Source organism: Adlercreutzia sp. St.1H8, from assembly GCF_059728655.1.
Genome location: NZ_AP039376.1, coordinates 110,034 through 131,705, shown reverse-complemented (window position 1 = coordinate 131,705; position 21,672 = coordinate 110,034). Strand labels below are relative to the sequence as shown.

Annotated in this window: 18 protein-coding genes and 1 tRNA gene; 4 read left to right on the top strand and 15 right to left on the bottom strand. The window is 68.5% G+C overall.

What is annotated here, in order from left to right; all coding sequences use genetic code 11:
* Positions 1-406: 406 nt before the first annotated feature.
* The 7 genes from AC6I0Y_RS00560 to AC6I0Y_RS00530 form a co-directional block, all read right to left on the bottom strand.
* On the bottom strand, positions 407-1,405 hold the full coding sequence (locus AC6I0Y_RS00560) for a D-alanine--D-alanine ligase family protein (protein ID WP_497732217.1): 999 nt from the start codon (positions 1,403-1,405) through the stop codon (positions 407-409).
* 161 nt (positions 1,406-1,566) lie between these two features.
* Positions 1,567-2,907 carry an aminotransferase-like domain-containing protein gene (locus AC6I0Y_RS00555; protein WP_497732215.1) on the bottom strand — a complete coding sequence of 447 codons (1,341 nt, stop codon included), beginning with the start codon at positions 2,905-2,907 and terminating at the stop codon, positions 1,567-1,569.
* Positions 2,908-2,914: 7 nt separating this feature from the next.
* Positions 2,915-3,289 (bottom strand): cyanophycin synthetase family protein, encoded by a 375-nt coding sequence (locus tag AC6I0Y_RS00550; RefSeq protein ID WP_497732213.1) that lies wholly within the window; start codon positions 3,287-3,289, stop codon positions 2,915-2,917.
* A gap of 758 nt (positions 3,290-4,047) precedes the next feature.
* On the bottom strand, positions 4,048-5,544 hold the full coding sequence (locus AC6I0Y_RS00545) for a hypothetical protein (protein WP_497732211.1): 1,497 nt from the start codon (positions 5,542-5,544) through the stop codon (positions 4,048-4,050).
* A gap of 63 nt (positions 5,545-5,607) precedes the next feature.
* Positions 5,608-6,912: a serine--tRNA ligase gene (gene serS, locus AC6I0Y_RS00540; RefSeq protein WP_497732209.1), complete on the bottom strand. Its 1,305-nt coding sequence runs from the start codon at positions 6,910-6,912 to the stop codon at positions 5,608-5,610.
* A gap of 106 nt (positions 6,913-7,018) precedes the next feature.
* Complete coding sequence (locus AC6I0Y_RS00535; RefSeq protein ID WP_497733685.1) at positions 7,019-8,917, bottom strand: hybrid sensor histidine kinase/response regulator; 1,899 nt, start codon at positions 8,915-8,917, stop codon at positions 7,019-7,021.
* Positions 8,914-9,903 (bottom strand): hypothetical protein, encoded by a 990-nt coding sequence (locus tag AC6I0Y_RS00530; RefSeq protein ID WP_497732207.1) that lies wholly within the window; start codon positions 9,901-9,903, stop codon positions 8,914-8,916. The genes AC6I0Y_RS00535 and AC6I0Y_RS00530 overlap by 4 nt, the downstream gene beginning before the upstream one ends.
* A gap of 200 nt (positions 9,904-10,103) precedes the next feature.
* Here AC6I0Y_RS00530 and AC6I0Y_RS00525 point away from each other — a divergent pair, with 200 nt between their 5' ends.
* A complete protein-coding gene (locus tag AC6I0Y_RS00525; protein ID WP_160710003.1) occupies positions 10,104-10,298 on the top strand; it encodes a DUF6724 family protein in 195 nt (64 codons plus the stop codon).
* A 2-nt stretch (positions 10,299-10,300) separates the two neighbouring features.
* Positions 10,301-11,218 carry a PfkB family carbohydrate kinase gene (locus AC6I0Y_RS00520; RefSeq protein ID WP_497732203.1) on the top strand — a complete coding sequence of 306 codons (918 nt, stop codon included), beginning with the start codon at positions 10,301-10,303 and terminating at the stop codon, positions 11,216-11,218.
* Positions 11,219-11,511: 293 nt separating this feature from the next.
* Here AC6I0Y_RS00520 and AC6I0Y_RS00515 read toward each other — a convergent pair whose 3' ends face one another.
* Positions 11,512-14,076 (bottom strand): serine/threonine-protein kinase, encoded by a 2,565-nt coding sequence (locus tag AC6I0Y_RS00515; protein ID WP_497732202.1) that lies wholly within the window; start codon positions 14,074-14,076, stop codon positions 11,512-11,514.
* A 221-nt stretch (positions 14,077-14,297) separates the two neighbouring features.
* Between AC6I0Y_RS00515 and AC6I0Y_RS00510 the strand changes: the two genes are divergently transcribed.
* Together AC6I0Y_RS00510 and AC6I0Y_RS00505 are read left to right on the top strand one after the other, a co-directional pair.
* Positions 14,298-14,384 (top strand) — tRNA-Leu (locus AC6I0Y_RS00510).
* An 84-nt stretch (positions 14,385-14,468) separates the two neighbouring features.
* Positions 14,469-15,359: a Fic family protein gene (locus tag AC6I0Y_RS00505; protein WP_497732200.1), complete on the top strand. Its 891-nt coding sequence runs from the start codon at positions 14,469-14,471 to the stop codon at positions 15,357-15,359.
* Positions 15,360-15,464: 105 nt separating this feature from the next.
* Here AC6I0Y_RS00505 and AC6I0Y_RS00500 read toward each other — a convergent pair whose 3' ends face one another.
* The 7 genes from AC6I0Y_RS00500 to AC6I0Y_RS00470 all read right to left on the bottom strand — a co-directional run bounded on the left by AC6I0Y_RS00500 (position 15,465) and on the right by AC6I0Y_RS00470 (position 21,635).
* Positions 15,465-16,265 (bottom strand): alpha/beta fold hydrolase, encoded by an 801-nt coding sequence (locus AC6I0Y_RS00500; protein WP_497732194.1) that lies wholly within the window; start codon positions 16,263-16,265, stop codon positions 15,465-15,467.
* Positions 16,266-16,285: 20 nt separating this feature from the next.
* Positions 16,286-16,702: a type II toxin-antitoxin system VapC family toxin gene (locus AC6I0Y_RS00495; protein ID WP_497732191.1), complete on the bottom strand. Its 417-nt coding sequence runs from the start codon at positions 16,700-16,702 to the stop codon at positions 16,286-16,288.
* A complete protein-coding gene (locus AC6I0Y_RS00490; protein WP_160709998.1) occupies positions 16,699-16,941 on the bottom strand; it encodes a FitA-like ribbon-helix-helix domain-containing protein in 243 nt (80 codons plus the stop codon). Before AC6I0Y_RS00490 ends, AC6I0Y_RS00495 begins: the two co-directional genes overlap by 4 nt.
* A gap of 168 nt (positions 16,942-17,109) precedes the next feature.
* Positions 17,110-17,982 carry a sensor histidine kinase gene (locus AC6I0Y_RS00485; RefSeq protein WP_160709997.1) on the bottom strand — a complete coding sequence of 291 codons (873 nt, stop codon included), beginning with the start codon at positions 17,980-17,982 and terminating at the stop codon, positions 17,110-17,112.
* A gap of 87 nt (positions 17,983-18,069) precedes the next feature.
* On the bottom strand, positions 18,070-19,053 hold the full coding sequence (locus tag AC6I0Y_RS00480) for a hypothetical protein (protein ID WP_497732187.1): 984 nt from the start codon (positions 19,051-19,053) through the stop codon (positions 18,070-18,072).
* A complete protein-coding gene (locus AC6I0Y_RS00475) occupies positions 19,046-19,960 on the bottom strand; it encodes an ATP-binding cassette domain-containing protein (RefSeq protein WP_497732184.1) in 915 nt (304 codons plus the stop codon). The genes AC6I0Y_RS00480 and AC6I0Y_RS00475 overlap by 8 nt, the downstream gene beginning before the upstream one ends.
* Before the next feature lie 814 nt (positions 19,961-20,774).
* Positions 20,775-21,635 carry a response regulator transcription factor gene (locus tag AC6I0Y_RS00470; protein WP_497732181.1) on the bottom strand — a complete coding sequence of 287 codons (861 nt, stop codon included), beginning with the start codon at positions 21,633-21,635 and terminating at the stop codon, positions 20,775-20,777.
* Between the last annotated feature and the right edge of the window lie 37 nt (positions 21,636-21,672).

Here is a 21,672-nt window from a genome sequence, read left to right as displayed (position 1 = left end):
AACTGCCTCCTAAATCGTGCTGATCGGTGCGCCCCATTATAGGCCAGCTACCTCGGCCTCTTGCAGAAAACACGATGCTTCTATGTTTTATGTTGCCCATTCGTCATCGCATGCTAAATGATGAGTGATAGGGTAATGAATTGTTTCACGTGAAACACTTTGCGCTGATGAGACGGCGACGAGGCAGCCGAGCGATCGCAGAACGGCGCCGAGGCGGCAAAGCGGGGGGATGGGCCTCGCGGGGAACACCCGCGTGAAGGGAGGCGTCGCGGCGGGCGCCTCCCGTCACGCGGGTAGGCGCGCCAACGGCAGCGCCCCCGCGTGCCAAAGGCATGCGGGGGCGCTGGGGAGTCGCGCTGCGGGTACTGGGCCGGACGCGCGGCACGGGCGGCGCGGCTGAGCGGCGTTAGAACGCGGTGCGACCCTCGGCGGCGGTCACCAGGGCGTCCACCACGCCCGTGAGGGTGAGGCCGGCCGCGCGGCAGGCCACGGGGAACAGCGAGTGATCCGTCATGCCGGGCGACACGTCCAGCTCGAAGCAGCGCGCCTGGCTTCCGTCCCAGATCATGTCCACGCGGCCCAAGTCGCGCACACCATAGGAACGATAGACCTCCAGCGCGGCACGCTCGATCTCGGCGCGGATGGCCTGCGCGTCGGACTCGTCGGCTGCGAGCGAGGCCATGCGCACCGGGCAGAAGAACTCCACGCGATCCTCGTGCATACGCGCCTCGGCGTCGAAGAAGCCCTCGCGCGCGACGATCTCCACCGGAGGCAGCGCGTGGGCGTCCCAGCCGGCGCCAAGGATGGCAACGGAGAGCTCCACGCCCTCCACCCACTGCTCGATGTTCACCGCGTCGTCGTAGGACAGCGCGTCAAGCACGGCCTCGCCCAGGTCGTCGGGATTGTCCACACGATGCACGCCGAGCGCCGATCCGCCATGGGCCGGCTTCACGCACACGGGATAGCCGCCGATGACGCGCTCCCCCACCAAGTCGAGCGCGGTGGCCGCGCCCATGCTCTTGAAGGCGTCACGCGCGATGTAGACACCCTGCGGCCAGCTGGCCACGCCCTCCTCGCCCGTGATGTCGCGGTACTTCGCCAGCGAGGAGTGCAGCGAGTCCTTGTTCCACGTACGATGGCAGACACTTGCCGGCGAGCCTACGAAGGGCAGACCGAGGAACTCGAGCAGGCTCTGGATGGTGCCATCCTCGCCGTGCTTGCCGTGCAGCGCGTTGTACACCACATCCGGACGTTCGCTGCGCAGGGTGGGCACCAGCGCGTCGTTGGTGTCCAGCGGCACCACCTTGTGACCCGCCTCCTCAAGCGCCGCGCATATATTCTTGCCGCTCGCCAGCGAGAACTCACGCTCGAAGGAGTTTCCGCCCATAAGGACCGCTACTTTCACTTCCTGCCTCCTGTTCTTGAATCACGGAAAAACGGGTTCGCGCTGCAAATTCGCACGATTATGCACTCGTATTCCGCGCTCTCAGCTTACCGTGAGGGGCCGCAAACCCCTGTCCTCATCGCCGACCTGCGGGTTTGCTCCCGCAGGGGCGTCAGATCTTGTCATGCTGGCTGTCCGTCCGGTGCAAAACCGTCCGAATTTGCACGAGACGGCGAATGTTCCGAGGCCTCCGCTCCGTCAGGGGCCTTGATGGCACCCGCGGCGATGAAGATGCGGTAGAGCTCCAGGCGCTCCTCGATCACCTTCGCCAGGCGTCGCACGGCCTCGATGATGTTCTCGGGCGTCTCGTAGCTGAAGTTGATGCGCATGCAGTTGCGGCCGGTCACGCCGTCGGGGAAGAAGCTGTCGCCCGGCACGTAAGTCACACCGGCGTCAAGCGCCGCACCGAGCATGGAGCCCGTGTCCACGTAGTCAGGCAGCGTGACCCACACGAACAGTCCGCCGTCCGGGTGCGTCCACGTGGCCTCAGGCGGGAAAAACTCGTCGAGCGCACCGAGCATGGCATCGCGGCGCTCGCGATACACGTCGAGAAACTTCTGCAACGTCTTTTCCCACGGCGTGTCGGTGAAGTAGTGCTCCACCACGATCTGGTCGAACGAGCTGCCGCACAGGTCGGTTCCCTGCTTGGCCAGGTTGATGCGGGCGAGCACGTCGCGCGGCGCCACGATCCATCCGGTACGCAGGCCCGGAGCGAACACCTTGGAGATGGTGCCCAGGTAGATGACGCGGGAATCGAGCGCCTTCAGCGGGATCATGTGGCCGCCGTCGTAGCGCAGGCGGCCGTAGGGGTCGTCCTCCACCACCAGGAAGCCGTATTCGCGGGACAGCTCCAACAGGCGCTTGCGGCGCTCGGGCACCATGGTGACGCCACCGGGGTTCTGGAAGTTGGGGATGACGTAGCAGAACTTGAGGCGCGGGTTGTCCTTGCCGATGCGCTCGAGCTCGGCCTCCAGCAGGTCCATGCGCATGCCCTCGTCGTCGAAGGGAATGCAGCGCACGTCCGGCTCGTAGGCGCTGAACGCCTGAAGCGCGCCCAGGTAGGTGGGACCCTCGGCCAGGATGATGTCGCCCGGGTCGATGAAGGTCTTGGCGATCAGGTCGAGCGCCGACTGCGCGCCCGTGGTGAGCATCACCTCGTCAGGCTTGCAGCGCACGCCCAGGTCGCGCATGAGGCCGCAGACCACCTGCCGCGTCTCCAGTCGGCCGTCGGTGCCGCCGTACTGCAGGGCCACGGCGCGCTCGTCCTCCACGGCGGCGCGGGTCGCCTTGCGCACGGCCGAGGCCGGCAGCAGCGACACGTCAGGCATGCCGCCCGAAAGCGAGATGATGTCCGGACGCACTGCGGCCGCGAACAGGTTGCGCACGGCGCTGGGACGCATCTTTCGGATGCGACCGGCGATCTTGTCACCGGTCTGATCGAAGGTGATGTGTGCTGATGGCATGGTGCGCTCATTCCCTCCCTTCGTCGTTGAGAAACGCCGTGGCGTCGCGGAGGGCCCGCAGCGCCACGAGATCGTCGGTATAGGTTACCTCAACGCGGGCCAGGCCCTCGGCCTCGTTGAGCCATTCGGTCGTACCTACATGGACTGCGTGCGCCGGCGTGGCGTCATCGCGCAGCATGAGGCTGATGACGAGATGCTCGAGCAAATGCGGAAGGGGCGTGTCGTTCATGACGGAGGAGAACGTGGAGCCCCGGTCGTTCACGCAGGCATGGCGGGAAAGGTCGGGGAAGGCCGCGACCGCGCGGGCTGCGAGCGCGGCATCCGTCCGTCGAGGCGCGCCCGGCGCCAGCCGCACGAGCACCGAGATCCGATCCGCCCGCACGGCGATGCGCTCAAGGACGAGCAGGGCCGGGGAAGGGAAGACGGCAGAAGCCGAAGGGGCGGGGGCGGCGGGAGCGGCGGGAGCGAGGGAGGCGGGGGCGGGGACGGCGGCGTCCGATCCGGAGGAAGGGGCGACGACGAGAGGGGCGCGGGAGGCCGCCGCAGGGGCTGCGGGGGCGGCTCCAGCAGCAGGAGCGGCCTCCGCAAGGGGGGCGGCGGCCCCGACGGCCGGGGCGGGGGCAGGTGTCGAGTCGGCGGCGCCCGAGAGCGGGGACGCGGGGACGCCCGCGGATGTTTCACGTGAAACATCCGCGGAGCCCCCCAGCGGGAAGGCCCGCGATGGCGAGGCGGCGTGCGCGGCGGAGGCGGGGGCGGGACCGAAGGAGGACACGGGGGCGGCGGGGGCAGGAGCCGCGGCCGCGACGGGCGCGAGGACGACCGGGGCGGGGCCGGCGGCGCCCGATTCGGCAGAAGGGGCGACGACCGCGGCGGGGACAGGCGCCAAGTCGGCGGCGCCCGCGGAGACGGGAGCCACGGCGGGGGCAGCCGCAGCGGGGCTGCCCGGGCGCGGGGGCGCGACGGGGCCGGCAGGGCTGTCCGGGCGCGGGGACGCGGGGACGCCCGCGGATGTTTCACGTGAAACATCCGCGCGGACTTCCGCTCGGATGCCTTTCCCCTGGGGGCTCGCCGGGCAAGCGGCGTTCCGGGCGTCCCCCAAGCGGACGCTCGTCGGACAGATGCGCTTCAGCGGACCGGAGATCACGAGGAGGAGGTGGCGGCGTCTACGGCGTTGCCGCCGGGCTCAAGGGGCTTGTCGGGATCGTAGACGGGCGCATCGTCGTCAGCCGCCGAGCCTGAAGCGCCGGCAGTCCCGTCGGAGCCACCGCCCTCCTTGGTCACGCCCGCGCCGCCATCGGGCGTCGCCCCCTCGGCGCCCGCGCCTCCTGCAGCAGACGCCCCGTCGGCGCCGGCGCCCGTTCCAGACCCGGCCCCGTCGGCGCTTCCCGCGTCTTCCACCTTGGCGCCCAGGACGCCGCCGTCCTCAGAGGCCGCTTGCGCAGCAGCGTCTGGGGCGGCCGACTGGCGAGCTGCGTCCTGGGCGGCGCGCGCTGAGGCGGACGTGCGGCTGAGCAGCGTCACGTTCTTGCCCGAGGCCGGCGGCAGCGACTCGCCGCGAGCCGACGCCAGCAGCGCCTCCACCGTCCAGCCGAAATCGGCTGCCAGGGTGTCGCCCCAGGTGAAATCGCCGTCGATGATGGCCACCGACTGACGGTCGAGCGAGAAGCGATAGTGCCCGTTGCCCGTGAGCTTGGAGAAGCTGAAGGCGATGGTCTTGTCCTCCGGGTCAAGCTCGTAGCGATAGGACACCTCGTCGGTGAGCACGATGGAGTTGGGGGTGACGGTGATGGACGCGTCGGTGCCGTTGACGAACCAGACGCCCTGGATGTCCTCGGCGTCGTTGCCGCCAAGCCAGCGGAAGCATGAGAACGCCACGGCCACGGCCAGCAGGACGGCGGCCAGCACGCCCAGCACGATGCGCACGACCAGCCAGCGGCGCGCCCGCACGCGGCGCCGGGCCTCGGCCTGGGCCTCCGCGGCCGCGCGGCTGCGGCGCTTCCCCGCACCCGGCGCGCCGCCTCCGCCGGCCCGTCGGCGCGCGTCGCCCAGCCCCGTGCGGCTCGCGCTGGCATCCGCGGCGTTCGCGCCCGCATCGGCATCCGCACCGGATGCCACGCCCGCGCCCGGCGCGTCCGCCCGGCGCGTCCGCCCGGAATCGTCCGCACCTGGCACCCGTCCGTCGACCCCTTCGGCACGACGCGCGGCACGCCCGCCCGGCCGCCTCGATGCGGCAGCGCCCGACGCCCCGGCGCGGTCGCCCGCACCCGCGCCGCCTTCGGCCCCGGCATCCGCACCGTCTCCGGCGCCCGCGCCCCAGCCGTCGCGCGAGCCGCGACCGCGGCCCACCTCGCCCGAGCGCCCGGCCGCCTCGCGACGCGCCGCAGCCCGGCGCGCATGGGCCGCCTGGGCTGCGGCCGGATCGAGCTCCTCGCCGTCAACGGTGGGGAACTGGCCCGTAGCCTCCTTGATGTGCTCCTCGAAGGTACGCGGGGCCGTGCGTCGGGGGCCACCCACAGCCTCCTCGGCGCGACGGCGCGGATTGTTGCCCCCCAGCACGTTCTTCGCATCGGCGATGATGTCAGCGGGGGTCGGCCCCCCCATTGGATCGAGGGGCGAGCGCTCGTTCTCGGTTCCCATGATGTTCCTGCGTCTCGTCTTCCAGATGAGGCGGGCCCGCACAAAGGGCCCGCGACGCTCTGGCTAGGCGGTGACGACGCCTTCCGGCTCGATGACCGTCACGCCGCCCATGTAGGGCACGAGCGCGTCCGGCACGCGAATGGTTCCATCCGGCTGCTGGTAGTTCTCGATGATCGCGGCCATAGTGCGGCCCACGGCCAGACCCGACCCGTTAAGCGTGTAGAGGTAGCGCGAGCCCTTGAAGTGCTCGGGGTCGCGATACTTGATGTTGGCGCGACGCGCCTGGAAGTCGGTGCAGCACGAGCAGGAGCTGATCTCCTTGTAGCCGTCGTAGCAGGGCAGCCACACCTCCAGGTCGTAGGTCTTGGCGGACGAGAATCCGATGTCGCCGGTGCACAGACTGATGACGCGGTAGGGCAGCTCCAGCTTCTGCAGGATGTTCTCGGCGTCCTCGACCATGGCCTCCAGGTCGTCGAAGGCCTCTTCCGGCTTGGCGTACTTCACCATCTCCACCTTGGAGAACTGGTGCACGCGGATGATGCCGCGCGTGTCGCGGCCGGCGCTGCCTGCCTCCTCGCGGAAGCAGGGGGTGAAGGCGCAGTACTTGAGCGGCAGCTGGGCGGCGTCGAGCACCTCGCCAGCGTGCAGGTTGGTCAGCTGAACCTCGGCGGTGGGGATGAGGTACAGGCCGCCCGTGGTCTTGAACAGGTCGTCCTCGAACTTGGGCAGCTGAGCGGTGCCGGTGAGCGTGGCGGCGTTGGCCAGCGCGGGCACCCACCACTCCTTGTAGCCGCGGGCCACGTGCTGGTCGAGCATGAAGCTGATGAGCGCGCGCTCCAGGCGGGCACCCAGGCCGCCGAGCACGTAGAAGCGGCTCTCGGCCAGCTTCACGCCGCGGTCGAAGTCGATGATGTTCAGCTCCGGGCCCAGGTCCCAGTGCGCCTTGGGCTCGAAGCCCTCGGCGGCGAAGTCACGCGGGGTGCCCCAGCGGCGCACCTCGGGGTTGTCGTTCTCGTCGGCGCCGACGGGGGTGGCGGCATCAGGCATGTTGGGAACGGACATCAGCAGGTCGCGCAGCTCGGCGTCCACGGCCTCGCGGCGCGCGCTCACGCCGGCCAGCTCGTCGTTGATGGCGCGCACGCGCTCCTTGGCGGCCTCGGCCTCGTCCTTCTGGCCGGCGCCCATCATCTTGCCGATCTCCTTGGAAAGGGCGTTGCGCTCGGCCTGGAGCGCCTCCTCCTGCTGGATGGCGTCGCGGCGGGACTCGTCAAGCTCGGAGAAGCGGGCCGAATCCCACGAGGCGTTGCGGTTGCGCATGGCCTCGCTCACGGCGTCCTGGTTTTCGCGAACGAACTTGATGTCTAGCATTGACGGGCTCCTTCTTTCCAACATTGCGTCAAGGGTGCCAGTATAGCGCACCCGCGCCCCGCGCCCCGAAACCCGGGCGAGGGGGCCGCCCCATCCGGGAGCGGCGCTACCGACGCGCGCTCACCTCGCGCGCGATGGTAGCCAGCACCTCCGCCAGGTTTATGGGCTTGGACAAGTGGGCGTTCATCCCGCTCTTGAGCGAGGCCAGCACGTCATCGGCGAAGGCATTGGCCGACATGGCGATGATGGGCACCGTCGCGGCGTCGGGGCGCCCCATCGCGCGGATGGCGACCGTCGCCTCCAAGCCCGTCTTGCGCGGCATGCGCACGTCCATGAGCACCACGTCGTAGAAGCCCAGCGCCGAGGCGGCGAACATGTCGCAGGCCGCCTGGCCGTCCTCGGCCCAGTCGACGACCATGCCCTCCTCGGACAAAAGTTCAGTGGCTATCTCGGCGTTGAGGTCGCTGTCCTCAGCCAGCAGCACGCGCACGCCTGCGAAGTCGAAGGCCTCCACGGGGCCGGCGGGGCCGGGCGCGGGCGCCGCGGGGCCGGGTGTGGGCGAGGCGGCGGGATCGGGCGTGAGCGCCACAGTGCCGGCGGACGCCGCCGAACGAGCGGCTGGCGCGACCACGGGGCCGCCGGCACCGGGGCGCGGAACAGCCGGGGCGCAACCGTCGTTCGCGGCCCCGACGGGATCGGACGATCCCGCCGGATCGGCGGCCAGGGCAGCCTCCTGCGGCACCGGGGCGCGAGGCGACCGGGGCGCGGCCGGGATGGCTGTGGCGGCCTCTGCGACCTCGACACCCGTCGCCGCTGCGGCGTCCTCCACGACCTCGGCGCCCGCCGCCATCGCCGCGCCTTCCGCCCCCCGAGGCGCCAACCCATCTCGCTCGCCTTCCGTCAGCATCTTCTTGTTCACCACGATGGTGTAGGTGGTGCCGCGCCCCACGGCTGTCTCCACGTGGATGTCGCCGCCCATGGAGTTGACGATGTGCTTGACGATGGGCATGCCCAGCCCGGTGCCCTCCGAGCGCGAGCGGCCCTCCATGACGAACGGCTCGAAGAGGTGCTCCACGAACTCCGGCGCCATGCCGATGCCGTCATCGGACACCACGAGCGTGATGCTCTCGTAGCCGGCCGCCAGACTCGGCGCCACGCGCACCTCCAGCGTAACGTGGCCGCCCTCCTCGGTGTACTTGACCGCGTTCGTCAGCAGGTTCACGAGCAGCTGGCGCATGCGCAGCTCGTCGCCCACGAACAGCGCGTCCACCGGCCCCTCGGTGACCAGGCGGTAGGTCTGCCCCTTGGCGGCGCACTGGGGCTCCACCACCGCCGCCAGCGAGTCGAGCAGCCGCGCCAAGTTGAAGGGACGGTCGACGAAGTTCACCTTGCCGCTCTCGATCTTGGAGATGTCGAGCACGCCGTTGATGAGCTCGAGCAGGTGGTCGGAGGCGCGCTCGATGTCGTCGAGGCTGCGAGCCATCCGCTCCGGATCGTCCCGGTGGCGGCGCGCCAGGTGCAGCTTGCCGATGATGACGTTCATGGGCGTGCGGATCTCATGGCTCATGCGCGAGAGGAACTCGGACTTGGCGCGGTTGGCAGCCTCAGCCGACTCCATGGCGTCCTTCATGGACAGCTGTATGAGGTTGGCCTCGGTCACGTCGCGCATGATGACGAGCACCTGCCCCTTGCCCTCGTAGCGCAGGGGGCGCACCGTGTACTCGACGTAGCGGGCGCGACCGCTGGACGGATGGCTGAGGCAGAACTCGCCGTGCTCGAAGAAGTGAATGTCATCGGCCTGGATGCGGCGCAGCAGGGTGCAGCCCTGCTCGGAGAAGCCCAGATCCTCGGCCTTGCGCGGATCGGACACCAGCTCGTCGAAGCCGATGCCGAAGATGTCGGCGCTCTTGGCCACGATGGGCGTCACCACGCCGTCGGAGGGCGAGTAGAGCGCCACGCCGAAATCGAGGCTGTCGGAAAGCGCCTGGTAAAGGTGCTGCTTCATCTCCACGTCGCGCTCCCGCGCCTGCTTGCGGTAAGCGCCACGGCTACGCCCACGCCCAGGAGCACGCAGGCGCCGCTCAGGGCGAACACCGTGGTAAAGACGGCTGACACCACGCTGGCCTCTGCGCGCACGGCCTCCACCGATATGACGTTGCAGACATACCAGCTGCCCCGGCCCGTGGGAGAGACGCACAGGTAGGACTCGCGGCCGTTCACGCTTCCCACCACGAGGGCCGACCGTCCCGCCAGCACGGCGCGGCGCAGGGCGTCCAGCTCCTCTGTCGGAGCCTGGGAGTTCTTTCCCGGCGCCCGCGCAGCCGCCGCAAGGGCCCCGCCCACGAAGTCGTAGACCGACGACCCCTCGTCAGCGGTGGCGGTCTCGCCGAAGTTGAGCAGCACCTCGCCCGTGCGTCCGTCGAACAGCAGCGTGTCGCCGATGACCCCCTTGGTCACCTCGGCCGCATCAGTGGAGAACGCCGTCAGGGGGATGACGACGTAGAGGGCGCCCGCCTGGCGCCCGTCAAGATAGAGCGGCTCCTGGGCCAGGCGCGCGTAGACGCCGTCCGGGGTCTGGAAGCTCTCTGAATAACCCGGCACGCCCTGGGAGAGCGCCACCTCCTCGTCGCCCAGCTGCGCGACGTCGAACGACTCGCCACCTGCCGTGACGCCCGTGCCGTCCATGCGGGCGAAGGCCACGCCGTAGAAGCCGAAGCGGTCACGCAGGGCGGCCAGGGCCGGCTGGACGAGAGCCGGGTCGTCGCTTTGGATGGTGAACGCGCCGATGGCGTTCTGAATATCCTCCACCTTCTCGCCCACAAAGGAGCCCATCTGCTCGGTGAAGGTGGTAGCCTGCTGCTCGCCGTTCTGGCGCAGCTTGTTGTCGATATAGCCCGAGAGCGCCGAGAGCGCCACGGCCATGACGATCAGCACCACCAGGCCGCCGTATGCGAAGGCGCCGCCCTTTCCCTTGAGCATGTTCGAAGCCATCAGTCGTTCTTCCCCCGCTGCGTGCCCGACCGGCACGCGGACCCTCGCGCCAGTTCACCGCTTCTCCACGGAGTCAAAATGGCGCAACCGTGCCCGCGTCGCATAGTATACTTTTCAGGCACCTGCACTAAACGTTCCCAGATTAGCGTCGGGAGCGCCCCGGGAAGTTGTCATTCATCTAACGTAACGAGGCTGTATACATGGATATAGACGAGATCTACCACTTCCTCTTCGAGACCATGCCGGGCATCGGATGCCTAGTAGGCGCGGGCCTGGTTCTGAGCGTCATCGCGTGCGTCATCATGGAGCGGCGCACGCGCAAGCAGTTCAAGAACCACGAGAAGACCGAAGACGACTGGTCGCTATTCGACGACGATGACGAAGAGGAGAACTAACCGTGACCGAAGACCTTTCCCGTACCGAACCTGACACCCCAGGCGCCGGGCTGCGCCTCTACGAGCGCGAGGGCGCCTACATCCCCCGCGTAGCCGCCGTGCACGACCTGTGCGGCTACGGCAAGTGCTCGCTGGGCGTGGCCATCCCCGTGCTGTCAGCCGCCGGCTGCGACGTGTGCCCCGTGCCGACGGGGCTGTTCTCCAGCCACACCGCCTTCCCCGGCTGGTACATGCACGACACCACCGACATCCTGCGCGACTACCTGGCCGCCTGGCGCGGCATCGACGTGGACATCGACGCCATCTACTCCGGATTCCTCGGCGCGCCTGAGCAGGTGGACATCATCCGCAGCCTGTACGAGACCTACCCCAACGCCCTGCGCGTGGTGGATCCCGTGATGGCCGACCACGGCAAGGTGTACCCCACCTACACGCCGGAGCTCTGCGACGCCATGGCCGAGCTGGCCTGCGGCGCCGACGTGCTCACCCCCAACCTGACCGAGGCCGCCATCATCCTGGGCGAGCCCATCGGCGAGGAGTGGGGCGGCACCGACATCCCCGACGAGGAGGCGCATCGCCTGGTGCGCGCGCTGCTGGACAAGGGCGCGAAGCACGTGGTGCTGAAGGGCGTCAAGCGTGCGGGCGAGAGCGTGGTGCGCAACTTCGTCGGCAGCCAGGGGGCAACGGACATCGTCGAGGTGTCTAACGAGTACCTGCCCTACCTGCTGCATGGAACGGGCGACGTATACGCGTCCTGCCTGCTGGCGGCGCTCATGGCCGGCCGCACGCTGGAGGAGGCCGTGGCCTTCGCCGGCGACTTCGTGCACGACGCGATGATCGTCTCGGCCGAGCAGCCGCACTTCCAGGAGCGCGGCGTGAGCTTCGAGCCGCTGCTGGGCAAGGTGACTGCGCTGCTGTAGCGCGCTGGCGTGCGGCGGTGCGGCGGCAGGCCGCTGGCCGCTGGCCGCGAGAGCGCGAGAGGCGGGCTCCGGGGGATCGGAGCCCGCCTTTTTTGCGTGCGCGCAGCAAGGACGGCCGTTTTTGGACATTTGCTTCGAAATTCCGAGGATTGCGGGCAGGATGGGGCGCGTTGCGGGCGCCCGGATTCGCGTTTGCCCAGGTCGGTGTTTTTCCGAGAGAGCGCGCTAAGCCCCCACGCATCGCTTTGTCTCGGAATTTCGAAGCAAGTGTCCAGATTTTCGCAAAACCCGCGCTAGCGGTCGGCCCAGGCGTCCTCGTCGGCGGGGTCTTCGAGGGCAGCCCACTCCTCGGGAGCCCAGCGCACGCGGTCGGGGACGCCCATGAGCGCAAGCACGACGCCGATGCAACCGGGCAGGAGCGCGCCGGTGAGCGCCGTCGGGCTGGGCAGCCACGAGGCCCCGCCGCTCGCCAGGCCCGCGGCCACGCAGGCGCCGGCCACCAGCAGACCCGCAGCCGCCAGCGCCCCCAGAATGTCGAAGGCACGCGTGCCACGCACGCACAGCAGGCTGTAGGCGCCAGCCGCAAGCACCCAGCTGGCCGCGACGCACCAGGTCTGCGGCAGCGCGAGCGTGGCGACGAGCGACGCCTGGGGGTCGAATCCGGCGAAGCGCAGGTTCACCCACGGGTTCCAGCCCATGAGGTCGCACGACCCGAGGCTCGCCAGCGCAAGTGCCGTGAACACGCTGAACAGGCTGCTCAGCAGCGTCTGGCCCAGGGGCAGCAGCGCGCCGGCCATCACCGGCGCGAGGCCCGCGAACCCCACGGCGCCGGCAAGCGGCTGAACGAGGGCGGAGAGGGCCTGCGCCTCGCCCTCGCATCCGACGCCGCGCCACCACGCCACGGTGACGCCGATGACCGCCAACCCCAGCAGGAACGCGCCGCTCAGGAAGAACGCCGTCCCCAGCAGGACGAACGAGGCGAGCGCCGCCAGATGCGGGCGCAGCACGGCGGCCAGCCCCGCCCCGGCGACGAGCCCCCAGAACACCGGCGCGCATGAGGTGGCCAGCCCGTAGGCGGCGTCGGGCGCGCCGAGCCGCACGTTGGCCAGCGCGAGCGCGACCACGAGGGCCGCCGATGCCGCCGAAAGCACGCGCGCGATGATCGAACCGCCGCGCGGCCCCAGGCGATCCACCAGCGGGACGGCGGGCGGACGCGGAGCCGGCGGCTCTTCAGGCTCCTCGGGCTCCACCTCGCATACGATGTCGGCCAGCTGCCGCTTGCCCTTGCGCGCGCTGCCCAGCAGGGGTTCGAGCTCGTCAGCGAACTCCTCCACGGTGGCGTAGCGCTCGTCTGGGTCGGGGTCGAGCGCGAGGAACATGACGTCGTCGACCTGCTGGTCGAGGTCGTCCCAGCACAGCGAGGGCAGCACGAGCTCCGCGTCCTCGATGGCCGCCTCGGCATCGGCCAGGTCATCGGCGAAGAAGGGATTGTCGCCGGAGAGCATCTCGTAGGTGAGGCTGGCAAGCGCCCACTCGTCGGTACGCTCGTCCAGGGGCTCCTGGCGCATCTGCTCGAGCGGCATGTAGCCGATGGTGCCGCCGCCGGCCGTGCCCTGGCCGCTCGCGTCCATGAGCGTGGCCAGGCCAAAATCCGTCACCTTCACCTGGCCCTGGCGGTTGACGATCACGTTGTCGGGCTTGATGTCCAGGTGCAGCACCTCGCTGCCATGGGCGGCCTTGAGCGCATGGGCGATGGAGGTGAACACGGCGGCGACGATGTCGAGGGTGATGTCGTCGCCCTCTTCGCGCATGATGCGCGCGAGGGTCTTGCCCTCGATGTACTCCATGATGACGTAGGCCACGCCGTCGTGGAGCTCGCAGTCGTAGACCGTGACGATGTTCGCGTCGGAGAGGTGCGCCGCGGTGCGCGCTTCCTCCAACCCGGGAATGTGGTCGAAGAGGTCGTCGTCCTCGAGGTCGGGCTCGTCGTCGGCGGGAATCGCCTCGGATCGGGGATCGTCAGGCATGGCGAGCGTCCCTGCGCCATTCCGCGTGCCGGATGCCAGCGCCCCCGCCGCTGCGCGCGCTACCCCGCGGGCCGCGCCCTCTCCGCCGCCCCGCGCGTCAAGGGCGCGTTCGCGGGAAAGGCTGGCTACACGCGAGCTTGGGGGCTCGCAGGCGGCGGCGCCGATGACGGGAAGGCGGGGGGCGGGATCGTCCCCGTCGTCCAGGTCGTCGAAGTCCTCGGGGGCGAAGGCGTCGTCTGCCTCCGGCGCCGCGTGGCGCGCGTGGGCGCCACGACGCCCGGGCTGCTCGGCGCGCTCGACGCTCGCGGGGCGCAGCTCGCTGCTCGCATGGGCGCCGCGAGGCTCCCAGTCGTCCGCATCGTCCTCGGCATCCCAGCCGTCGGCGCCTGCTCCCCCATCCGCGTCCGCATCCCAGCCGTCACCGGCGGCGAGCTCGTCGTCCTCGGCGGGCAGGTCCTCCCACGGGGCGACGTCATCCGGATCGACCGCGCTCCGGGCGCCGAGATTCGCCGGCGCCGCGCCGCGGATCGCCCGCGCATCGGCGGCGCGCGCAGGATCGGCAGGAGGAAGCGCCGCGCCGCGCGCGCCCTCGACCGCCCCTTCGCCGGCCTCCTCGCCGTCGTCCTCGGCGGCAGCCAGGGCATCGGCCATCTTCGCCTCCATGGCCAGCAGACGGGCGCGCGCCACGTCCGCCTCCGAGAGCGGGATGCACTTGATGGCCACGTCGCGCTTGAGGCGCGTGTCATAGGCGTGCTGCACCGTGCCGTAGCCCCCGGCTCCGGCCTTGCCTATGATGCGGTATCTGTCGAGTATGAGCTGTTGGCGGGCCATGCGGCCGGCTGCCTTCCCTGTTGCGTTTCTGCTGCGTTTGCGCTCGGATGCGGCGAGCCGCTCCCGAGCGTGGTTTCGATGGGCTGAATCCTACCACATCGCGGCCGCCCGGAGTTCCGCCGCGTCTGGCCCGCGCACATTCTCCGAAATTCCCCCTTGCGCAGGCCGAGGCGCTGGGGTAACATATCCTACGCTTTCGGCGCAAGCCGAGGCCGTCTAGTGCGGGTGTGGCGGAATTGGCAGACGCGTACGGTTCAGGTCCGTATGGGGGCAACCCCATGAAGGTTCAAGTCCTTTCACCCGCACCACTAGAGAAACGAACGCCCTCTTCGGAGGGCGTTTTTGTTTGCTAAACTAGATAGGTCAACGCCGCTACGCAAAGGGGTGAGCCCATGTCCGCCGACAGCCTCGACGCCTTCCCCTACGAAACCAGCACGCGACTCGCCGGCAAGGCGATGCGCCGGCATTACTGGGATACGGCCATCGGCCTGCAAGCGGTGGACGGCCTGGAAGTTTCTCCCTATCTGCGCGAGCTGGCCCAAAGTTACGAGCAAGGGCGCTGCACTCTGCAGGAAACGGGCGAGCTCATTCGCGCTTATCACACTGCAGAGGGGAGCGACCGGCAGGCCACGGCCGAGGCCGACCTCGTCAGCCAGCGCATCGCCGAGATGCTGGAGGCCGGCAGCTTCGCTTTCACCCCCGACATGCTTCTCCTCGTCCATCGTACGCTGTTTCAAGATATGGATGAAGAAGCTTATCGGCCCGGTCAATACAAAACCGAGCGGCTCGCAAAGCAGGAGGACATCCTCAACGGCGACAGCGTACTATACGCAGATCCAACCATGATCCAAGCCTCACTGGATTACCTGTTCCGCGAAGAGTCTCGCGAGAGCTACGGCACGTCGCTCTCTGAGACCGACGTCGCGCGCCTGGCGAAGTTCGTCTCGCTTCTGTGGCAGGTGCACCCCTTCGTAGAAGGAAACACCCGCACCGTAGCCGTATTCTCGGAGCTATATCTCGGCTCGCTCGGATTCACGGTGGGCAATGAGCCCTTCCAGAAGCACGCACGCTACTACCGCGATGCCCTCGTGAGGGCCAACTACCGCAACAACGAGGCAGGCATCCTGCCCGAACGCGGACCTCTGGAGGCATTCTACGGAAACCTGCTGCTGGACGCCGGACACCCGCTTAATCGCGAAGAGCTCATCTGTCCCGAACTCTTCGACAATCCCCAGCTCCTCAAGCACATCGATCCCTCACGCGCGCTAAAAGCGCACAGCTAAAGACCGCGTATTTCTCGCTGATGAGGCTAGAGCCGATCATCGCAAGACGCCTGCCGTCATCGGAGCGAACGCCGCCAGCACGCCCGACACCACGTAGACAAGGGACTATTCCCCACTCGCCCAGAACTGGAGCAGCGCTTCGTTGAAGCGGTCGGGGGCGTCCATGTTGGCGCAGTGGCCGGCGTCCTCCACGACTACTACCTGGCTGCCGGGCTCGGACGCGGCCCACGCTTGCACGGCCTCAAGCTCCAGGGGCAGATCGTGCTCGCCGCAGCCGATGAGCAGCGGATAGGCGCGAGGGCAGGGCTCGTGCTTGCCCACCAGCTTGCCCAAGGCTGCCAAGTGCCGCAGCGAGCGCTTGGGGAACCCGAGGTTGAGCTCGTAGAACTCCTGCTGAGCCCGCTCGGTGTAGGCTGAAATGGCCTTGTTGGCCTCGGCGAACCATTGCACCGACACGAGGGCCTTGCCCACCATGGCCATCTGGGCAGCCCCGTTGGCCTTGAGCAGCTCGGGGTCGGGACGCGTTATGTCATAGGCGCCGAAGCAGGCCAGGGACGCCACCCGCTCCGGATAGGCGCAGGCGAAATCCTGGGCCAGCACTCCGCCGAGCGACACGCCCACCACATGGGCCATGTCCGCGCCCTCGGCATCCAGAAGGGCGTTCAACCACGAGGCCATGGATTCGAGGCTGTCGCCGCGCCTGGCCTCAGTCGAGCCGCCATGGCCGAGAATGTCCACGGCGACGACGCTGTAGCGCCCGCGGAAGGCCTCCACCTGAGTTCGGAACATCCGATGATCGACAAAGGCCGCATGGAGCAACAGCACCCACGGCGCCCCCTCGGTCTTGTCCATGTGATAAACGAGGGGCGCGCCCTCTACCTGGCGCTGCTGCATTCCCAGACCCATAGCCCTATCTCCTTACGTTCTCAGCGCTCGAAGGGATTGATCACATCGATAGCCAGATAGTCGAAGTCCTTCACGTTGCGCGTCGCCAGAGCACAGTCATTGCGCTTGCAGATGGCCGCGATCATCAGATCCTCTATGGCGGGCGCTTTTCCCTGAGACAATGCCTGCTCGTGAAGCTCAGCGCAAAGAAAGGCGCTGAAAGCGTCGAATGAGTACGTTTTGGAAGAACAGTCCATGACAATGCTCGTGATGGCCTGTCGCAATCGCTCCTTCCGCTTTCCCTCAGGCAACCGAAGCATGCCAAAGTACAGTTCCTTAACCGTGATGGAGGTAAGCCACACCTGCCCCTCGTGGTCGTAGAACCAATCGATCACGTTCTCGCTTGGTTGCGGGCGCATCAATTCCGAGACGACATTGGTGTCAACGACGTAGTTCATGCCCATCCCCTCGTGTCAATTTCGCGAGCCGGATGGCGCGGGAGATCCTCGAGATCGATGCCCCCGACAGCCTGGGCGGCATTCCGCAGTCGCGTCACCCAGCTTGACGACTCGGGACGCAGCGACGATTCGAGGATGGCCTTCGCCTCCCCCTGCTGCGTACGCCCGTGACGCACCGCCCGCTCCCGCAGCAGCTGCTTCGTTCCTTCGTCGAGATCGCGTATGAGCAGATCAGCCATGGCGGCACCTCCTTTGCTTAGGTGATATCAATGATATCACCTTTCAGCGGAACGAAGAAGCCGGACTCCTTTTGCGGGCAGCCCCAGGTTCCTCTTTTCCACCACCGTGCGTCACTCCCTCCCCACCAGCAGAAGGCCGGCGATTCCGATGAACGCAAGCCCGGGGAATCACCAGGTGAGGGTTATCAGGAGGTTAGTGCCGCGGATGGCGGCGGTTGCGCGGAGGGCCATGCTGCGGGCGAGGCTGGCCACCACGGCCAGCCCCAGGCCCGAGCCGCCGCCGGCGCGGGCGGCGTCGGCTTGGTAGAAACGCTCGAAGAGCCGGTCGGCGTCGATGGCGTCCGGGTCGGCCACGGCGTTGGAGAAGGTGAGGGAGCGGCCGCGCTGACGAATGGTGGGCGCGCCGCTTCCGTAGCGCAGGGCGTTGGCCACCAAGTTGTCGAAGATGCGCGCGAGGGCCTCCTCATCGGCTTCCAGGAGCACACCCTCGTCTTCGAAGTCTACGACAGGCTCCCATCCGCGCTCTTCGAAAGTTGGAAAATGCCCCACGAGCACCCCGGCCAGCACTTGGTGCGGCTTGACGGGACGCAGATCGAACTCGGCATCCGGATCGTTAGCCCGCGCGTAGGCGAAGAGCTGGTCGAGCAGCGACTCCATGGCGCCGAGCCGCGCCGTGGCGGCGTCCAGGTAGTGGGCGCGGCGGGCGGCGTCAGGCTCGTCGGCAGCCAGTTGCACGTAGCCGCGCGCACCCATGAGCGGCGTGCGGATGTCGTGGGAGAGGCTCGCCAAGTCGCGCTGGAAGTCACGCTGCGCCATCGCCGCGACGCGCCGCTCCTCGTCGGCGCGGTCGAGCTCCGCGTTCACCGCGCGGGCCAGTTCTGCGAAGGAGCGTCCGGGTATCTCCGTGGTCATGCGGGCATTCGACCGCACGCCGCGCGTGCGCAGGAACGCGGCCATTCTCCGCAGCTCGCGCCCATAGGCGACAACCACGGCAAAACCGCACGTCGCAAGCCCAGCCAGAGCCAGCGCGAGTCCGATCATCCAGCCCCTCCTTCCCCAGCCGCCCATTGCGGCACGCATTCCTATCCCGCCTTCACGTAATCCGCCTCCCCCGGCGGCGCCCCGCCGCTACAGGTCGCGGCGGCGGCAGGCGGCGAACGTCAGCGCGGCGCAGACCGCGAGCCAGATCAGCAGCACCACCACGACGGACACGCCGACCGGCACCCCGGCGAAGCCGAGCGCGCCGCCGGGGACGGCGAGCTGCGCCGCTCCCGGCGCCAGCATATTCAGAGCGCCAGACGGCAGCCAGGCGGGAAGGACATCCACCCACGGCAGGATGCGCCCAAGGTACGTCAGCGCCTGGGCGAGCAGAGCGCCGAACATGGCAGACGACACCACAATCGCCTCGGCAATGCCAGCGGCCTTACTGCGCGTAATCCAAACGACAAGCGCCGTCGCCCACGCGTAGACGGTAGCCGAGAGCCAGACCAGCAGCATCCATAGTAGCAGGCCGCCGACGGCCTCGTCGGCGCGGTAGCTGATGCCCGCCAGGGCGAAGGACGCTGCGCACGACGATGCCAGCACCACCAGAAACCAGAGCGACACCAACGACGCCAGCAGCAGCTTCTCCCCGTAGTAGGTGACACGGCCACGGCGGGTCATCGTCAGGTTGCGAACGAAGCGCGTCTCAAAGTCGGCTGAGAAAAACAGCGCCACCAGCAAAGACGCAGTCACGGCGAGGAACCCGCCGCTCACGAACCCCGAACCGAACAGCCCGGTAAGGCTGTCGAACTGCCGCATCTCGGCGGACACATCCTGGAAGTCGTCGGCAGTGGGCACCTCACGGAACCCATCGGCACGCACGCGGACGCCAGGGCCCTGCACCGTGACGGCAAAGTTCTCCTCCGCCTCCTCGCGCGGCACCAGCTCGCTCTGAACCTCATCGACCGTCATCATCTCGGCCTGAGCGTAAAACGCCAGGGAGTCAGGCTGCGTCACCCAATGGAGCATGCCCGCCGCGAAGGCCATGCACGCCACCAGCACCACGGTCATCACCCACAGCGCCTTACCGTGGATAAGGCGGTAGAGGTCGGATTTCAGCAGGTTAAGCATGGCGCCTCCCCTCCATCAGCTCCACGAAGTACTCCTCCAGATCGCGCCGATGCGGTGAGAACTCCAAGACGACCTGCCCCGCAGCCTTGAGCGCCTGGGCCACGGACTCGGCGTCGTAGGCCCCGGAGACGATGATGGCCTGGTCGGGCTCGGCGCGGTAGGTGGCCGCGGGCAGCGTCTCCTGCAGCTGCGCCAACGTGCGCGACGGGTCAGTCGTGCGCACGCGCAGGCTCTCGCCGCATTCGGCCTGCACCTGGTCGGCCGTCATCTCGCGCACCATGGCACCCTCAGCGATGACGCCATAGCGCGTGACCATACGATCGAGCTGGTCGAGCACGTGCGAACTTACCACCACGGTCACGCCGAACACCTCATTCAAACGCACGAGCAGGTTGCGCATGGCGCGCGTGCCCTCGGGGTCGAGACCGTTGAAGGGCTCATCCAGCAGCAGCACGTCGGGATTGCCCAGAAGCGCGAGCGCCAGGCCGAGACGCTGCTTCATGCCGAGGGAGAGCCTCTTCGCCTTCTTGCCCTCCGCGTGGTCGAGGCCTGCCAGACGCAGCACCTCGTGGCAGCGCTCGCGTGCATCCACAATACCGATGGCCAGCGCCTTCGCCATCAGGTTGTCGAAGACGGAGAGGTTGGGAAGCAGCCCCGGCTCCTCAATGAGCGAGCCCACGCGCAGCCCTCCGGGCACCGCCGCGCGCTCCTCGTCCCCGAACAGGCATATCTCACCGGCGGTCGGCGTCACCAGGCCGCAGATCATCTTCATAACCGTCGACTTGCCCGCGCCGTTCTTCCCGACGAATCCGTAGATGTCGCCGCGCATCACGGTCATGTCGAACCGGTCGACCACGCGACGGCCACGATACTCCTTGGCCAGGCCGCGCACCTCTATCACGCTCATGGATCTCCCTTCGACTCTCCCTACCCTACCGAGTATCGCGGCAAGAGATTAAGAAGTCCCCGGGTAATCATTAAGAAAGTGTGAGGAAGGACGGAGAGAGGACGGGAGCGGGGCGGGGCTCGGGAAAGCGTGGGGCAGGGAGATGGGAAGTAAGCGAGGGGCGCGCAAAAGGAAGGGGCAGGCAAGCAGACGGACGAGCGCCCGAGGGGCGAGAGAGAGCTGCGACAAAGACGCAGGACAGGCGGGGAGGGCGGTGAGCGAAAACGAAAACGGAACTGGAGATGGAGGCGAGAGCAAAAAGCAGACGAATGTTTCACGTGAAACATCGTAGCGAGGAGACCCGGGAAGCGGAGGAGGCCGCAAGAGAAAGGCAGGCTCGGGCGGGGTGGGAGGGGGCGAGGGGGCGGAAGGGCGGGGCGGGAGGGAGGCGGGCGAGGGGGGGGGGGCAACCGCGCGAAGAGGCAGGCTCGGGGCGGGGCGGCGCCGGCGGGGCACGGGCGGGTGGGGCGCGGGCGGGTGGGGCAGGGGCGCGAATGTTTCACGTGAAACATTCGCAGCAAGGAGGCCCGCAGAGCAAAGGAGGTCGCGCGAAAGGACAGGCCCAGGCGAAGCGCGGAGCAGAGCGCAAGGCGAGGCGCGTCGCCAACGGGGCGGGCGAAACTCGGGGCGGGGTCGGCGGAGCGGGAGCGGAGTTCGGGACAGGGCCGCCAGGGCGCTCGAGGCATCGCGGCGGGGCGGGGCGGGCCGGCGGGGCGGGAGCGCATTCCCCCGAGTGTTTCACGTGAAACACTCGCATACGCGAGCGCGGACGCGGCTAGAGCGCCAGCTTGAAGCCGAGACCCCAGACCGTCTGGATGTAGGCGTCGGTGCCCGAGGGGCGCAGCTTGTGGCGGAGGTTGGACACGTGCACGTTGACCGTGCTGTCCTCGGTGGCATAGGGCTCGCCCCACACCAGCTCGAACAGCTCCTGCTTGGTGAACACGCGCTTCGGATGCGAGGCCAGCAGCTCAAGGATGTTGAACTCAGTACGCGTGAGGGCCACATCCTGGCCGTCTACTTCCAGCGTACGAGCGGCCCGGTCGACCTGCCAGCGACCGACGCGCAGCAGGCGGCCGCCCTCGGCAGCGCCCGACACGCCCTCCCCCGTCGGCGCCGCAGCCGCCTCCCCCGCCTTCCGCGCCTGAGCACGCGCCTGGCGGTGCCGCAGCTGCACGCCGATGCGCGCGGTAAGCTCCTCTAAGTCAAACGGCTTGGTCAGGTAGTCGTCGGCGCCCAGCTTCAGCAGGTCGATCTTGTCGGCCGGCGCGGTACGCGCTGACACCACGATGATGGGCATCGTGGCATCGGACGCGCGGATGAGAGCCACCAGGCTCTCCCCCGCGAGCCCCGGCAGCATGAGATCGGTCACCACCAAGTCGAAGCGCTCGCGTTCCAGCAGCAGCCGCGCCTCGGTGCCCGAGAACGCGCGCACGCACGCGTATCCGCATCGCTCCAGATGGTCGCCGACTATCTCGTTGATGGACGCGTCGTCCTCGATCAGCAGGACGCGCACACGCTCAGCCGCGCCGCCAGACGCCGCAGACCGCTTCACCACGCATCCGGGCGTCTCCTTTCGCCTGAATGCACCGCCCTCGGCGCCCGCCTCGTTCACGATGATCGCATCGTCCCCACCCATGCTCGCTTCCTTTCCCCGACTACGCGCCCTCTGATGA